Source organism: Lelliottia sp. 489 (genome assembly GCF_050435885.1).
Lineage (GTDB): Bacteria > Pseudomonadota > Gammaproteobacteria > Enterobacterales > Enterobacteriaceae > Enterobacter > Enterobacter nimipressuralis.
In genome coordinates, this window is the sequence record NZ_JBNDLC010000001.1 from 690,938 (window position 1) to 706,205 (window position 15,268).

Genomic DNA, 15,268 nt, shown 5'->3' on the forward strand with positions numbered 1-15,268 from the left:
GCAATGTTTATTAAGAGCGAATGCTACTGCTGATTAAAATCATGTAGCGCTACTTAAGTCATTAATGAGAGAATATATCTTTGATGCGTTCCTGCACGTAAAAATAACGCGTTTGTTGTTGATTTTTGATAAGCAACTAATCTTGGAATTAGTTAGAGTAAGCCACGGCGGTGATGAGTCACGCACCGGATGAACTCAATAACGACTTTTTAGCGTGGGATTGCATAATGCTCGATGTGTCCTGGGACCCCGTTCTCATTGCCATCTCATTCCTGGTGGCGTTTATCGCTTCATTTGTGGCGCTCGACAGCGCCGGAAAAATATCGGGTGCCAGCCGCAAAGCCGCTCTCTGGTGGCGCATGGCCGGGGGCGTCACGCTGGGGATAGGTATCTGGTCAATGCATTTCATCGGTATGCTGTCGATGAAAATGCCGATCGACATGAGCTATCACGTCTGGCTTACCGTCGGCTCACTGGGCATCGCCATTGTCGCGGCCACCAGCGCCATTAATATTGCCGTTCCGGGTGATTCTCTCTCCTTTTTTCGCTGGTTGTTTTCCACGCTGATCCTTAGCGCAGGCGTCGTGGCCATGCACTACACCGGGATGGCGGCGCTGATGCTAAGTGATGACATTCGCTGGAACATGACCCTCGTGACGATCTCCGTCGCGATCGCCATTGTCGCCTCGGGTGCCGCCCTCTGGCTTGCCTTTCACCTGCGCCGTCGGCACAAAGGCGTGTTTATCAACCGCGTCGCCGCGGCCGTGGTGATGGGCGTTGCCATTTGCGCGATGCATTACACGGGAATGAGCGCAGCCAATTTTCAGCACGCCGCGCACATGATGCTGGGCGGAGTGAGCGAGTTAGGGCTGTCGATTTGGGTCTCCACCACTACGCTCGTGCTACTGGGTATCATGCTGATTATCTCGCTGGTGGACTCCCATTTTCGCACTCATCGCCTGACGGAAAACCTGCGCCAGCTCAACACCCAGTTGGAGCGTAAAGCACGCTTTGACGCTCTTACCGGGCTAGCCAACCGCACGCAGATGGATCTCAGCCTGCAGGATTGCCTGCACGGCTCACTGCTGAATAAAAAACAGTTTGCGGTGATGTTTCTGGATATTGACCATTTCAAACTGGTGAACGACGCCTGGGGGCATCAGGTAGGCGATGAGCTGCTGGTAAGCGTCGCGCAGCGCATTACCGCCCGACTGACGCCGGGAATGAGTCTCGCCAGGCTCGGCGGCGATGAGTTTATCCTGCTGCTGCCCGACTGCGATGACGAGAAAATTACCGAACTCTCCACGACCCTGCTCGACGATATTCGCCGCCCTTTCGCCATTGGCGGCCACGCGCTGAATATCACCTTAAGCCTTGGCGTGAGCCTTTATCCTCAGCACGGTGAAACCCTCCACGAACTGAAGTTTAAAGCCGATGCCGCGATGCATCACATTAAACAGGAAGGGCGCAACGGCTGGGCGATTTATCGCCCGGAGATGTCGAAAAGCATCTCAGCAGAGCCGTCTTTCCTGCAGGATCTCACCCAGGCGCTGGAGCGCGAGCAGTTTGAGCTTTGGTATCAGCCCACCTACCACGCCGCAGTGAATGAGATCCACGGCTTTGAAGCCTTGTTGCGCTGGCACCATCCTGAACAGGGTGTTCTGCTGCCGAACGTATTCCTGCCATCGCTGGAAAAAACAGGATTAATCATTCCGGTGGGGGTGTGGGCCATTGATCAGGCCTGCAGACAACTGCGCTTCTGGACGGAACAGGGATTCAGCCAGTGGACGCTGTCGTTTAATTTGTCCCCTATTCAGTTTGAGCAACAGGATATATTCGAGGTCATTTCCGGCACCATGCAGAAATACAATCTCGAACCTTCACGACTGATCCTCGAAGTCACTGAAAGCACGGCCCTGAAAAACCTGGAACGCAGTATTGAATTATTAGATATGTTTAACCACGCCGGTTTTACCGTTTCCATCGACGACTTTGGCACCGGATACTCTAACCTGCTGATGCTGAATGTGCTTCCGGCCAAAGAACTTAAAATAGATAAAAGTTTTATTGATAGCATGCGGGAAAACGATAAAAGCAAAAAGATTGTCGAAACCATTATCCACGTTGCCCGGACCATGGATATGGTGGTGGTCGCTGAAGGTATTGAAACCCAACAGCAGCAGCAAATGCTGGCAAATCTGGGATGTGATTATCTGCAGGGCTATTATTTTTCCCGCCCGCTTCCTGCAGAACAGGTGCCGTGGCTGGTATTACAGAATAAATCTGACAAACAAATTATTCCAATTGGTAAAAATCAAATAGAACCCCCACTTCATTCACAAAAAAATCATGCCTGATGTGATGAAGTGGAGTATGTTTTGAAATATGCCCACGTGTGTATAACCGTGATACCGCAAATTTCATGAGCGTTGGCTGCCGATGACTGGGAAGACTCTATGTTGCCACACAGCTTTGATGCGCTGAATTTCGTCAAAACACCGGTTTGGTTAGTCTCACCCGTCTCTGAGCAGGTTATTTTCGCCAATAGTGCGGCGAGAGACATGATGCGTAATAAAACGCTGAATGACATGCGTCAGGGCGCTTATTCCGCCAGTGCACAGCAGCAGCTGTCAATGTACGTTCCGGATCTCAAATCCGAGCTGGAAATTGTCGAAATCTGGACCGTCTGGCGCAACGATCAGGAAACCACCCTGAGTTGTCGCCTGTCCCTCACCGAGCATGAAAGTGCGGGTGAAATCATTGTGTTTGAAGGGCTGATTTCCCAGGCCCCTTCCGGCCTGAAAGCGAGCCGCTCAGCCAACTACCAGCGTAAAAAACAGGGTTTCTACGCCCGCTTTTTCCAGACTAACAGTGCGCCCATGCTGCTCATAGATACCGCGCGTGACGGGCAGATTGTCGACGCGAATCTGGCGGCCCTCAATTTTTACGGCTACAGCCACGATGACATGTGCACAAAACACACATGGGAAATTAACACCCTGGGGCGCGATATCCTGCCGATTATGACGGAGATCGCCCGTCTTCCCGGAGGGCATAAACCCCTTAATTTTGTCCACCGGCTGGCCGATGGCTCTACCCGCCACGTGCAGACGTACGCGGGTCCGATTGAGATTTACGGCGACAAGCTCATGCTGTGCATCGTTCACGATATCACCGAGCAAAAAAGGCTTGAGCACGAGCTGGAGCACGCCGCCCTGCGGGACTCCATGACCGGCCTGCTAAATCGTCGACAGTTTTATCTCCTCACTGAACAGACTCATCCGTCCCATTTGCCTGCCCAGCAGCAGTTCAGCCTGTTACTCGTCGATATGGATCATTTCAAGAATATCAATGACGTATTCGGCCATTCCAGGGGAGATGAGGTACTGATTTCTCTGTCGCGCATGCTCGAAGCCTGCAGCCGTAAAGACGATTTTGTGTTCCGCTGGGGCGGCGAAGAGTTTGTGATCCTGCTGCCGCGTACCACGCTTGAGGCTGCGATGCAGGTGGCCGAAACCATTCGTGCCGAAGTGGCGCGCATTGTCATTCCCGGCCTGCCCCGCTTTACCGTGAGTATTGGCGTCGCGCGACATAATCCGGACGAGAGCATCGACGATCTGTTAAAACGCGTAGACGACGCCTTATATCGCGCCAAAAACAATGGCCGCAATAAAGTGCTCGCCGCCTGAAAACTGGAGTATTGATTAAAGCCCCGCTACAATGCCCCCCTCGAATTAACAGCGGTCAGGTGGGTCACTTTTGCTATGGGGAAAACAGAAGTCATACTCATCCTAATTATTCTCAGCGTTATTATATTTGGCTTATGGTTTATTTTTAGCGGTGAGATGTGGCACCTGGTGGGGTATCTGGAAAGCAGCCTCTACCCGGCGATTGACGCGCCCTGACTGGCGAATCAAAAAAAGGCCCGTTCTCATACGGGCCTTTTTATTCATATTAATGCTTCTCGATATACATCGTCCGGCTATACGCCACATCTTCCGCGTTATTTATCGGATACCCTTTCACCCACGGCTTAATCAGGCGACCGTTGGTATATTGATAAATCGGCGCGATCGGGGCTTTTTCGGCAAGGATTTTCTCAGCCGCGTTGTAATCCGCATTGCGCGCTTTGGCCGTCGTTTCCAGTGTCGCCTGGTTGATAATCTTGTCGTACGCCGGATCGCTGAAGCGCGAAATATTACCGCTGTGTGTGGATGTTAACAGTGACAGGAAAGTGGACGGCTCATTGTAATCCCCCACCCAGGAGGCGCGGATCACATCGAAGTTGCCGGTGTTGCGGCTATCAATATAGGTTTTCCACTCCTGATTTTGCAGCTTCACATCCACGCCGAGGTTTTTCTTCCACATCGACGCCACCGCAATCGCAATTTTCTGGTGGTTTTCTGAAGTGTTATAGAGCAGCGTCAGTTTCAGCGGTCGCTGCGGGCCGTATCCGGCAGCCTGTAACAGCATTTTGGCCTGCGCATTCAGCTCCGCCTGCGACATCTGCTCGAACGGTGACTTTTCTGGCGTAAAGCCAGCGGTCACATCCGGCGTAAAGTGCCACGCCGGTTTCTCGCCCGTTCCGAGCACCTTCTCCGCCATAATCCGACGATCGATGGTCATGCTCAGTGCCAGTCGCACACGCTGATCGGCCGTGGGCCCTTTCTGAGTGTTAAACGCGTAGTAATAGGTGCCCAGTTGCGGCGGCGTATAAACCTGTCCCGGAATATCTTTGAGCAGCTTCTGATAGAGATTTTTTGGGAAGGATTCGGTGATATCAATATCCCCCGCCAGATAGCGTTTAGTGGCCGATGACTCCTGGTTGATCGGAATAAAAGTCACTTTTTTCAGTACCGTCTGGGCGTTGTCCCAGTACGACGTATTTGGCTCAACCACCAGCTTTTCATTCACCACGCGATCTTTCAGAACATAGGCACCGTTGCCCACCAGAGCGCCTGGGCGAGTCCACTCTTTTCCGCTCTCAACGTTGGCTTTCTGCACCGGATAAAATGCAAAGCTGGCGGTCAGATTGGCGAACCAGGGCAGCGGTTTATCGAGCTGCACGCGAAGGGTTTTGGCATCCACGGCCGTGATACCAAGCGTATTGGGCTGGGCTTTGCCGTCGATAATGCTCTGGGCATTGGTGATCCCCGCCAGCGCCGCAAACCAGGCAAAAGGCGATGTCGTTTTCGGGTCCACCAGGCGCTGCCAGCTGTAGACAAAATCTTGCGCCGTTACCGGCGTACCGTCTGACCACTTCGCGTTGTCGCGTAAGGTAAATGTCCAGATACGGTTGTCATTGCTCTGCCACTTTGTCGCGACACCAGGGACGAGTTCGCCCTTTTCATTCTGATTCACCAGCCCTTCGAACAGATCGCGGATCACCTGAATTTCCGGTAAGCCGACGGCTTTCGCCGGGTCGAGCGAAGCGGGTTCGTCCTTGATATGGCGGACCAGTTCCTGTTTTTCCGCCAGCTTCGTTCCCTCAGGAATATCAGCTGCATAAGAAACAGAAGTGAGTCCACACAGCCACAGCGCAGTACAGAGCAGCGAAACAGGATGCTTCATGAGATCCCCTTTGGAATGATGGGTGACAAGCAGATGCGTAATTATTTGTTTCAGAACAGAGAAATGCAAACACCTTCGCGCGGAAAGTTGAGATCGGATCAGTTTCTCCGGCCCGTGAAACTATTTGATTAAGCGCGTGTTTTACACAACACTGGCTATAAAGAACTCGCTATCAGGATTTCATATGTCACTTACCCGCCCAAGAACGGAACGTGGCGCTTTCCCGCCCGGAACGGAACATTATGGCCGCTCATTTCTGGGTGCCCCGCTGATCTGGTTTCCTGCCCCGCAGGCCGACCGCCACAGCGGGCTTATCATCGCCGGGACGCACGGGGATGAGAACTCCTCCATCGTCACCCTCTCCTGCGCGCTGCGTACGCTGGCGCCCGATCTGCGTCGTCATCACGTGGTGTTAACGGTCAATCCGGACGGGTGCCAGTTAGGGCTGCGGGCCAACGCGCGCGGTGTCGATCTGAACCGCAATTTCCCGGCGGCCAACTGGCGAGCGGGAGAGACGGTTTATCGCTGGAACAGCGCGGCGGACGAGCGTGACGTGGTGCTCCTCACCGGTGAAAAACCCGGCTCAGAGCCTGAAACCCAGGGGCTGTGCCAGCTCATTCATCATCTACAACCGGCGTGGGTGGTGTCGTTTCACGATCCGCTGGCCTGCATCGAAGATCCACGCCACACGGAGTTAGGCGAGTGGCTGGCAGACGCCTTCGCGCTGCCGCTGGTCACCAGCGTCGGATACGAAACGCCAGGCTCGTTTGGCAGCTGGTGTGCAGACCTCGGCCTGCACTGCATCACGGCCGAGTTCCCGCCCGTCTCCTCTGATGAAGCGAGCGAGAAATACCTGAAAGCGATGACCGGCCTGCTGCGCTGGCAATCTCAGAGGTGAAGTGTCCCGGTAGTAAAATTCAGCGCAGGTGAGACATCCACGGCGAGCCAGGTGGGTCCATCAAGATCGGCGTAGCTCACCTGCTCTGTCAGCGGCAGTGCGGCGCTGATGGCTCTTGAGGTGCAGAGCATACAGCCAAGCATCAGCGCGAACCCGTCAGCCCGGGCCTGTTTCGCCAGCGCCAGCGCTTCAGTTAATCCACCCGTCTTATCAAGTTTAATATTCACCATCTCGTAGCGCCCTTTCAGCCCGGCCAGGCTGTCACGCGTATGGCAGCTCTCATCGGCGCAGATAGGCAACGGGTGGATAAAGTTTTCCAGCGCGGCGTCTTGTGCCGACGGCAGCGGCTGCTCCAGCATCGCCACGCCCAAATCAGCCAGCAGCTGACAGCGCGCGGCCAGCCCTTCACTCTTCCAGGATTCGTTGGCATCGACAATGAGGGTCGCTTCCGGAACCGCGCTGCGGATCGCCACCATCCGCTCGCTAATCAAATGATCGTCCAGCTTCACTTTCAGCAACCGCGCCCCGGCCTCATACAGCGCTTTAGCACTTGACGCCATCTGCGCAGGCTCGCCGATCACCACCGTTTGCGCCGTCACAATGGTCTGCGGCAGGACCACGCCAAGCGAGTCGCTAATCGTATGATTCTGCCGATGCGCCTCCAGCGACCACAGCGCACAGTCGACCGCATTACGCGCCGCACCCGCCGGTAGCGCCTGTTGCAGCGCTTCGCGTGTCAGCCCCTTTTCCAGTTCAGGAACGATAGTCATGATCTGCGCCATCACCGACGCGAGACTTTCCCCGTAGCGAGGATAAGGTGTGCATTCGCCCGCGCCTTTTACACCGTCTTCTTCAATCTCGACGACGACTACGCTGGCTTCGCTACGGCTACCGCGAGAGATCACAAACGGGGTATGCAGTGGCCACGCTTCTTCATAGACCTTGACGGTTCTCATCACTCACTCCTGTAGGGAAAAATAGGTTTGCCGTGTTATCCGCTGTTGTCATACACTAGCCGCGACGTTAACTATATGTAAACAGGAAGATATCTATGTCACAACTCGTTCATTTCCAGGGCAACCCGGTTTCTGTTGCAGGTTCCATTCCGCAGGCAGGCAGCAAAGCACAGGCTTTTACCCTCGTGGCAAAAGATTTGTCTGACGTAACACTGGGTCAGTTCGCCGGTAAACGCAAAGTCCTGAACATTTTCCCAAGCATCGACACCGGCGTTTGCGCTGCGTCCGTGCGTAAATTCAACCAGCTGGCGACCGAAGTCGACAACACCGTGGTGCTGTGCATTTCCGCGGATCTGCCGTTCGCCCAGTCCCGTTTCTGCGGCGCAGAAGGTCTGAGCAACGTTATCACGCTTTCTACCCTTCGTAGCCCTGATTTCCTCGAAAACTACGGCGTAGGTATCGCAGAAGGCCCACTGAAAGGTCTGGCTGCCCGTGCAGTCCTGGTGATCGATGAAAACGACACCGTGATCCTCAGCGAGCTGGTCAACGAAATCACCAACGAGCCAGACTACACCGCTGCGCTGGATGTGCTGAAAGCGTAATAGCATCGCTCATTGCTCAGAATTTCAAAGCCTCGCTGATGCGGGGCTTTCTTTTGTCTGACGTCTGCCCAGCAACGACACTCTTTGTCCCTGTGCACACTATCGAATGGTTGCGGGATGAACTTAACTGTGGAGCAGGCGTGGGGGAAAATTCTGGAAGGGTATGATCCGTTTGGTAACAGGATGCGGTTTTGCGAGATCTAAACAGCATTGGCTATTCAAGTGCAAATTGTCCCCAGTCGCCTTGATCATGACAAGGACCGATGTGAACCGAAGGACAAGCTCGCCTCCGGTTGAGTCACAATTCCGTATTTAATTGGGGCTAAGTGATTGAAAAAAAATAAAAGTTAAAGGATATTATATTTATATTTCTTTTAAGGTTAAAAAATGGATCGTTTACTCAACATTGGTTTTATTAAAATTGGCTACTGGGAATTACAGAACGGACAATTGCATTACATCATGACTGAATCATTTCGGGATGTCTGTAATAACCTTTATGCATTTGTTTGTGATGGTGAAGTAAAATATATTGGTAAAACCACCAGATTACTTAAAAAAAGGATGTATCATTACAAAAAACCGGGCATGTCACAATCAACAAATATAAAAAACCATGGCTACATCCGCGAGGCTTTGCAGAAAAACATCGCTGTTGATATTTTGGCACTCCCGGATAATGGTTTGATGCACTATGGACCGTTTCATCTCAACCTCGCGGCTGGGCTGGAGGATAGTATTATAAAAACAATTGACCCAGAGTGGAATGGCGGTACAAAAAGTATCACAGATGATTCCTCAATGGACAACGAATCAGGTGATCAGATACCCGATGATACGAAAGATGTGGAATTCATCGCATCCGTTGACTACCATTTCAATATGGCACCAACCTACTGGAAACGTGGTTTTTTCAATGTTCCAACCTCCTCCTCTCATGAGTTCTCTCACGATGGGGATAATCTCAGCATCGTAAATTCTGATGGTACCGTTATGCTCACTGCAATCATTAATCGCACAGCGAATAAATCACATACACCTAGAATAATGGGCGGCATAGGATTACGAGAGTTTTTCCAAGAAAGTTACAAAATTGGTGATAGCGTTAGTTTTAGAATGCTTTCAAAAAAAACTATGCAATTAAATTGAATGAGTGTACAGCATCTTTTCAGAGGAGCTGCACCAGCACCGTCCCTGACAGAAGAGTTTAATCTAAAGCGGAATGGATAAATGATTAAAGTTTTTCATAGTAGCCTAATGACGAATAGTGAAGAAGCATATAAGATCTGGCTTCAAGAAAATCCATATGGGTTCGTGGTTAACTTGCTAAAAAGTGCAAAGGGCACCAACCGTCAATCAGACCGTGTGATGACATGTGTTCATAAGGCAAATTGCCATACAATTAATGGCGATGAGAAGTCTGCATTTACAACTAATGCGTATTTTAAATGCTGCTCGACTTCCCAAGAAGAAGTTGAAGCAAAAGCACAATTAATAACTGGGCTAACTTCATTGCGCCAATGTACAAAATGTTTTACCAAAGGGTGTGCTTAACAGTAAATGGTCAATGGGAGTCATGAATGTTTTAAACATCAAACGACTCCCATTAGTCAGACAACTTTTATAGTCATCATTCTTTCGATATTAGTCCAAGAAGCTTAAGCAAACCTCGAACCGTCACCACGTATTCAAAAACTCTGCGATCTCATCGATCCGCGTTTCATCGATACCGGCTTCCCGGGCCATCTCACTCTGCGCCTCTTCGCTGATCTCCTCGTTATTCATTAAACGCGTGATCAGCGACTGGAAATAATAGGCTACAGCGTCGCGCTCTGCTTCGCTGACGGGCTTTGGGGATTCCTTTGAATATTCATCCGCGATGTCATAAAACTTTAAAGGTATTTCATTGCTCATAAATTAAGCCTTAATGTTTGGATAGCAAAAACCCCGCACGCGCGGGATTTTCTCAGTTCTGGTCGTCCGCTTTCTTCTGATTCAGACCGTACTCACGCAACTTATTGGCGATGGCCGTGTGCGACACACCCAGGCGTTTCGCCAGTTTACGGGTGCTCGGATAGTTGCGATAAAGTTGGGTCAACACCGAGCGCTCGAAACGACTGGTGATGTCATCCAGCGAGCCTTCCATCGCCTCTTCGCCAACCGACACGGTTCCCGCATCGTAATCCGGCAACAGAATGTCCTGCGAGCGCAGCTCGTAGCCTTCCAGCTGCGTAAGCGCACGGTAGACGGCGTTTTTCAACTGGCGGATGTTGCCCGGCCAGCCGTAGCGCGTCAGCATCGACCCCAAATCCGCCGAGAGCTTCGGACGCGGCACGCCCTGTTCGTCGGCAAAACGCGCCACGAACAGTTCGGTCAGCGGCATAATGTCCTGCGGACAGTCGCGCAGCGGCGGAATATTCAGGGTCAGTACGTTGAGTCGATAATAGAGATCTTCCCGGAATACGCCCTTTTGCACCAGTTCGACGAGGTTTTTCTGCGTCGCGCAAATGACGCGCACATCGACGTGAACCTCATGATCTTCCCCGACGCGGCGGAAAGTGCCGTCGTTGAGGAAGCGCAGCAGTTTAGCCTGCATCCGCGGCGACATCTCGCCAATCTCATCCAGCAAGACCGAGCCGCCGTTGGCCTGCTCGAAGAAGCCTTTTTTGCCCTCCGGCGCGTGGCCGAACAGTTCGCTCTCAACGGCATCTTCCGGAATAGACGCGCAGTTCAGGGCCAGATAGGGTTTTGCCGCGCGTGGGCTGGCGGTGTGAACCGCATGTGCGAGTAAATCCTTGCCGGTTCCCGTTTCGCCGGTGATCAGCAGCGGCGCAGTGAGATTCGCAAGCTTACGCGCCTGATCCACCACATGCTTCATTTTCGGGCTAACGGCAATAATCTGGCTGAAGGCGCCGACATCCTGGTTGGAGAGATTCTGCAGCTGGCGTCCCATACGGATGGTCGAACGCAGCATGATTACCGCGCCTGTCAGCACGCTGACGTCATTCTCACCGCGCAGATGCACCGGAGTGATCTCCATCAGGAAGTTCTGGCCGCCGATCACCACATGTTCGCTGTGCGTGCCCTGCGGATTGCTGTCGAGCCAGCGCTGGAAATTGAAACCGGCGATCAGCTGCGCCGCGTGATGGTTGCTCAGTTTTTCCTGACTCTGGCCGAACAGCTGGCAGCTCGCCTGGTTGGTGCGCTCCACTTTGCCTTTCAGATCGAGGGATAAAAACGGTTCAGGCATCGCTTCGAGCAGCGCACTTAACGCCAGATGCTCGCGCTCTGACGGCATCCACGGCACGGTACGCACATCCGTAACGCCAGCGATACGGCGGATTTCCGCCATCAGGCTGCTAAAGGTATTAAATTCGATTTCGGCAAAATTGAGATAAATTCGCCCGATAGGGTCGATATCGATGCCGCGCAAATCAATGTCACGCAAAACAAGGAGATCGAGTAATTCGCGGGTCAGGCCGATACGGTCCTGACAGAACACTTCCAGACGCATGGGAAATTCACTCTTTAGCCAGTAACCTTAAAATGATATGTCAGATATCGTCTGGCTGGAAGCTCGCTGTCAACAAATATTGACAGCGAGGTGAATTCTTCAGCGTTTACTGCGGTTTTTTGCTCAATGTCTCTTTCAACTGGCCAATCAGTTCACGACGGAAATCCCCGAGACGCGGTTTATCGTCATTCATCCATGGCAGGGGGCGGCATAATTCCATGGCTTTGATCCCCAGACGCGCGGTTAACAGACCCGCACCGATCCCCTGTGCCGCGCGGGTGGACAGTCGTGCGGCAAGATCCTGAGACATCCAGTCCATCCCCACTTCACGGACCAGTTCACTGGCACCGGCAAAGGCCATGTTCAGCAGAACCAGGCGGAAAAGGCGCAGACGGCTGTAATAGCCCAGTTCAATGCCATACAGCGTGGCAATGCGGTTGATAAGCCGCAGATTTCGCCATGCGATAAAGGCCATATCCACCAGTGCCAGCGGACTGACAGCAATCATCAGCGTCGACTCCGCCGCCGAGCGGCTAATCTCACGCCGAGCCTGCGAATCAAGCACGGGCTGAACGATACTCGCGTAGAGACTCACGATTTCACGGTCGTTTTGCGTTTCATGGATCGCCGCGTACCAGCGCTGCAGAGCCGGATGGGACTGGTCAATCCCGGCCTGGCTCGCCAGTTTTTCACAGAATGCCCGCCCTTTTCCGGTAGCATGACTGTGCAACAGATCGCGCGCTTCGTCGCGCTCATGGGCGCGCTGGCGCAGTCGCCACAGACGACGCCATTCGGTCGCAATCGACCCAACGCCCGCCCCGACGATAAGCGCACCGGCCGCGCAGCCCCCAAGGGCCACCCAGTCCTGGGTCTGCCAGGCATTCATCGTCCACTGCACGCCCTGACCGACCACGCTCACACCAAAGAGCGTCAAACCGGCGGTAACCATTTTGCGCCACAGGCTGCGTTTAGGCCGCAGGGCGGCCTCAACAACCGCTTCGGCCGGCCCTTCGTCCGGCAGCAGTTCGTCAGCAACGACAGGCGCGAATTTCTCGGCCTCCGGGCCACTGAACGCCTGGGCGGATTTAAAGGCTTCGTCGCGCGCCTGCTCAAGCGTGCCGGTAAAATCGATGCGTGGCTTTAAGGGTTCACTCATCGCAGTTTATCTCCTATTAAAAACTCCAGCGCCGCGTCCAGGCGAATATGCGGTAACGGCTGATCGACGTTCATCGCCTGAGGGCGAAACGCTTCAAACTGAAAACCCTGCTTTTCCCAGAACGCCTGCCCCGGCAGACGGGCGGGCACTTCCCCAGGATAGACCGTCAGCGGCTCGCCGTCGCTCAGACGATTACCGCGCAGGGCCGGGATTTTCTCACCGTTGACATCAATCAGCCCGCTCTGCGTCGCCTGCACCGCGGCCAGCCCCAGACAGTCCATGCTAATCCCTTCAAACGCCGCATTTTGCCATGCGTCCTGCACCAGCTGTTGCAGCAGCGACACCATATTCGCGTGCTGATCGACCGTGACATGATCGGCTTTGGTCGCCGCAAACAGCAGTTTGTCGATCACCGGTGAAAACAGGCGGCGGAACAGAGTGCGCTGTCCGTAATGGAAACTTTGCATCAGCTGCGTGAGGGCGAGGCGCATATCGTTGAAAGCCTGCGGCCCGCTGTTCAAGGGCTGCAGACAATCCACCAGCACAATCTGGCGATCGAAGCGCAGGAAGTGATTTTTGTAGAACCCCTTCACCACCTTCTCGCAGTAGTAGTTAAAGCGATCGCGGAGCATCCCGACGTTGGTGTGTTTATCCGCCATCGCCAGTTTTGATTCGCCCCAGCTATCGACATCTGGCCACGGGAAGAACTGTAGCGCAGGCGCGCCCGCCATTTCGCCCGGCAGGACAAATCGTCCAGGCTGGATAAAATGCAGCCCCTGCTGTTTACATTGATGCAGATAATCGGTCCAGGCTTGCGCAATTGCCGCCAGACGGTTCTCGTCGGCCGGAGCCAGCGGGTCTAACCCGGCGCACAGCTCACGCCATTTTGCCGACCACTCCGCGCGCTGCCCCTGCAGCAGTCCGGTCATTTGCCGCGACCAGCTCAGGTAGTCCTGGGCCAGCATCGGCAAATCGAGCAACCACTCACCGGGATAATCGACAATTTCCAGATAGAGCGTGGATGTGTCTTTAAAATGGCGTAATACGGATTCATTAGAACGAAAGCGCAGCGCAAGACGGATTTCGCTCACCCCGCGCGTCGGCGTCGGCCAGGCGGGCGGCGTGCCATACAGCTGTGCCAGCCCCTCGTCATAGGTAAAACGCGGGATGCCAAAGTCGCGCTGCGGTACACGCTTCACGCCGAGCAGGCGCTCTTCGCGCGCGGCACTCAGCAGCGGCAGTCGCGCCCCGGCGTGTAAATTGAGAAGCTGGTTAACCATCGCGGTGATAAATGCGGTTTTGCCGCTGCGGCTAAGTCCCGTCACCGCCAGACGCAAATGGCGGTCTACGCCACGGTTAACCAGTGAGTTGAATTCGTTTTTAAGTCGCTTCATCGCCATCCTGTTTTGCCCCGAAGACCGCTGATATCAGCTTCAGAATACAATAAATTGGGGCAGATCGTTGATTTTCAATTCATTGTCACTGTCATTCCCGTTTTTTCTCCCGTAATATAATCCCACTACCGCTATCATGGAGTTGTAAGGTGTATGTCACCCACCATTTATGATATTGCACGTGTTGCTGGCGTATCAAAATCAACCGTGTCCAGGGTTCTAAACAAGCAAACAAATATCTCCCCGGAAGCACTTGAAAAAGTGCAAAAAGCGATTGATGAATTAAATTATCAACCCAACAAGCTGGCCCGTGCCCTGACCTCTTCAGGTTTTGACGCGATCATGGTTATTTCCACGCGTTCAGCCAAGACCACAGCCGGTAATCCTTTTTTCTCTGACGTGTTACATACCATTACGGAAAAAGCCGAAGAGGAAGGTTTTGACGTTATTCTTCAAACGTCGAAAAGTAGCGAAGATGATTTGCAGAAATGCGAAAATAAAATTAAGCAAAAAATGGTTAAGGGAATTATTATGCTCAGTTCCCCGGCCAATGAATCTTTTTTCCCACGGCTTGATACCTATGGCATTCCCGTCGTGGTAATTGGTAAAGTCGAAGGCGATTTCCAGAATATCTATTCGGTCGATACGGATAATTTCCACGGCAGTATGACGTTAACCGATACGTTTATTCGCAATGGCCACCGTAAAATCGCCTGTCTGCATGCGCCCGTTGATTACCACGTCTCAATAGACCGTCTCGCGGGTTATAAAGCCAGCCTTGAAAAACACAACATTGCCTTTAATGCTGACTGGGTTGTCGACGGCGGATATACCCACGAAAGTGCGCTGGACGCGGCCTGTCAATTGCTTTCCTCAGCACAGCCACCACGCGCCGTTTTCGCCACGGACAGTATGAAACTTCTCGCTCTGTATCGCGCAGCGGAGGAATTAAACCTGATGATCCCGGAACAGCTGGCGATCGCCGGTTATACGGATCCGTTGCTGTCGTTGATATTGACCCCTGCGCCGGCTGGCTTCGAAATCCCTACCCGCCAGTTGGGCGAACAGAGTTGCGATGTCCTGTTCAAACGTATCGCCGGAAAAGAGGCACCACGCCAGGTCATTGTTGACACGGCACTCTCTGAAACGCCCTCTCTTCGTTGAATCCAGGGGCGTC

14 protein-coding genes are annotated in these 15,268 nt (G+C 53.2%); 8 read left to right on the forward strand and 6 right to left on the reverse strand.

All coding sequences use genetic code 11. The annotated features are described in order from the left end of the window. Window positions 1–227: 227 nt before the first annotated feature. From ABIE11_RS03455 to ABIE11_RS03465, 3 genes are all read left to right on the forward strand, one after another. Window positions 228–2,357, forward strand: coding sequence for a putative bifunctional diguanylate cyclase/phosphodiesterase (locus tag ABIE11_RS03455; RefSeq protein WP_429183992.1), 2,130 nt, complete (start codon window positions 228–230; stop codon window positions 2,355–2,357). Between the two features lie 99 nt (window positions 2,358–2,456). Continuing rightward, on the forward strand, window positions 2,457–3,689 hold the full coding sequence (locus ABIE11_RS03460; RefSeq protein WP_429183993.1) for a diguanylate cyclase domain-containing protein: 1,233 nt from the start codon (window positions 2,457–2,459) through the stop codon (window positions 3,687–3,689). Between the two features lie 75 nt (window positions 3,690–3,764). Then, the gene (locus tag ABIE11_RS03465; RefSeq protein ID WP_142503374.1) at window positions 3,765–3,905 is read left to right on the forward strand and encodes an Ecr family regulatory small membrane protein; all 141 of its coding nucleotides are present in this window, start codon (window positions 3,765–3,767) and stop codon (window positions 3,903–3,905) included. A gap of 49 nt (window positions 3,906–3,954) precedes the next feature. Here the strand turns inward: ABIE11_RS03465 and ABIE11_RS03470 are convergent, their stop codons facing one another. Further along, window positions 3,955–5,571, reverse strand: coding sequence for a peptide ABC transporter substrate-binding protein (locus ABIE11_RS03470; RefSeq protein WP_409255146.1), 1,617 nt, complete (start codon window positions 5,569–5,571; stop codon window positions 3,955–3,957). A gap of 184 nt (window positions 5,572–5,755) precedes the next feature. Here ABIE11_RS03470 and mpaA point away from each other — a divergent pair, with 184 nt between their 5' ends. After that, a complete protein-coding gene (gene mpaA, locus ABIE11_RS03475; RefSeq protein WP_123427763.1) occupies window positions 5,756–6,469 on the forward strand; it encodes a murein tripeptide amidase MpaA in 714 nt (237 codons plus the stop codon). Here the strand turns inward: mpaA and ycjG are convergent. After that, window positions 6,460–7,425: an L-Ala-D/L-Glu epimerase gene (ycjG, locus tag ABIE11_RS03480; protein WP_107703474.1), complete on the reverse strand. Its 966-nt coding sequence runs from the start codon at window positions 7,423–7,425 to the stop codon at window positions 6,460–6,462. The two genes, mpaA and ycjG, sit on opposite strands and share 10 nt — an antisense overlap. Before the next feature lie 95 nt (window positions 7,426–7,520). On the opposite strand from ycjG, the gene tpx reads away from it, so the two are divergent. From tpx to ABIE11_RS03495, 3 genes are all read left to right on the forward strand, one after another. Next, complete coding sequence (gene tpx / locus ABIE11_RS03485) at window positions 7,521–8,027, forward strand: thiol peroxidase (protein WP_429183994.1); 507 nt, start codon at window positions 7,521–7,523, stop codon at window positions 8,025–8,027. Window positions 8,028–8,414: 387 nt separating this feature from the next. Beyond that, window positions 8,415–9,176, forward strand: a complete 762-nt coding sequence (locus ABIE11_RS03490) for a GIY-YIG nuclease family protein (protein WP_100780010.1) — start codon at window positions 8,415–8,417, stop codon at window positions 9,174–9,176. Between the two features lie 81 nt (window positions 9,177–9,257). Continuing rightward, window positions 9,258–9,581 (forward strand): hypothetical protein, encoded by a 324-nt coding sequence (locus ABIE11_RS03495; RefSeq protein WP_232731011.1) that lies wholly within the window; start codon window positions 9,258–9,260, stop codon window positions 9,579–9,581. A gap of 123 nt (window positions 9,582–9,704) precedes the next feature. On the opposite strand, the gene ABIE11_RS03500 is transcribed toward ABIE11_RS03495, so the two are convergent. The 4 genes from ABIE11_RS03500 to ABIE11_RS03515 all read right to left on the reverse strand — a co-directional run bounded on the left by ABIE11_RS03500 (window position 9,705) and on the right by ABIE11_RS03515 (window position 14,091). Beyond that, a complete protein-coding gene (locus ABIE11_RS03500; RefSeq protein WP_429183995.1) occupies window positions 9,705–9,941 on the reverse strand; it encodes a DUF2543 family protein in 237 nt (78 codons plus the stop codon). A 52-nt stretch (window positions 9,942–9,993) separates the two neighbouring features. Beyond that, window positions 9,994–11,541, reverse strand: a complete 1,548-nt coding sequence (gene tyrR, locus ABIE11_RS03505; protein ID WP_100780008.1) for a transcriptional regulator TyrR — start codon at window positions 11,539–11,541, stop codon at window positions 9,994–9,996. A 106-nt stretch (window positions 11,542–11,647) separates the two neighbouring features. Further along, on the reverse strand, window positions 11,648–12,697 hold the full coding sequence (locus ABIE11_RS03510) for a TIGR01620 family protein (protein ID WP_429183996.1): 1,050 nt from the start codon (window positions 12,695–12,697) through the stop codon (window positions 11,648–11,650). Then, window positions 12,694–14,091: a YcjX family protein gene (locus tag ABIE11_RS03515; RefSeq protein WP_100780006.1), complete on the reverse strand. Its 1,398-nt coding sequence runs from the start codon at window positions 14,089–14,091 to the stop codon at window positions 12,694–12,696. The genes ABIE11_RS03510 and ABIE11_RS03515 overlap by 4 nt, the downstream gene beginning before the upstream one ends. A gap of 153 nt (window positions 14,092–14,244) precedes the next feature. On the opposite strand from ABIE11_RS03515, the gene ABIE11_RS03520 reads away from it, so the two are divergent. Beyond that, window positions 14,245–15,255 carry a LacI family DNA-binding transcriptional regulator gene (locus tag ABIE11_RS03520; RefSeq protein ID WP_429183997.1) on the forward strand — a complete coding sequence of 337 codons (1,011 nt, stop codon included), beginning with the start codon at window positions 14,245–14,247 and terminating at the stop codon, window positions 15,253–15,255. Window positions 15,256–15,268 lie beyond the last annotated feature (13 nt).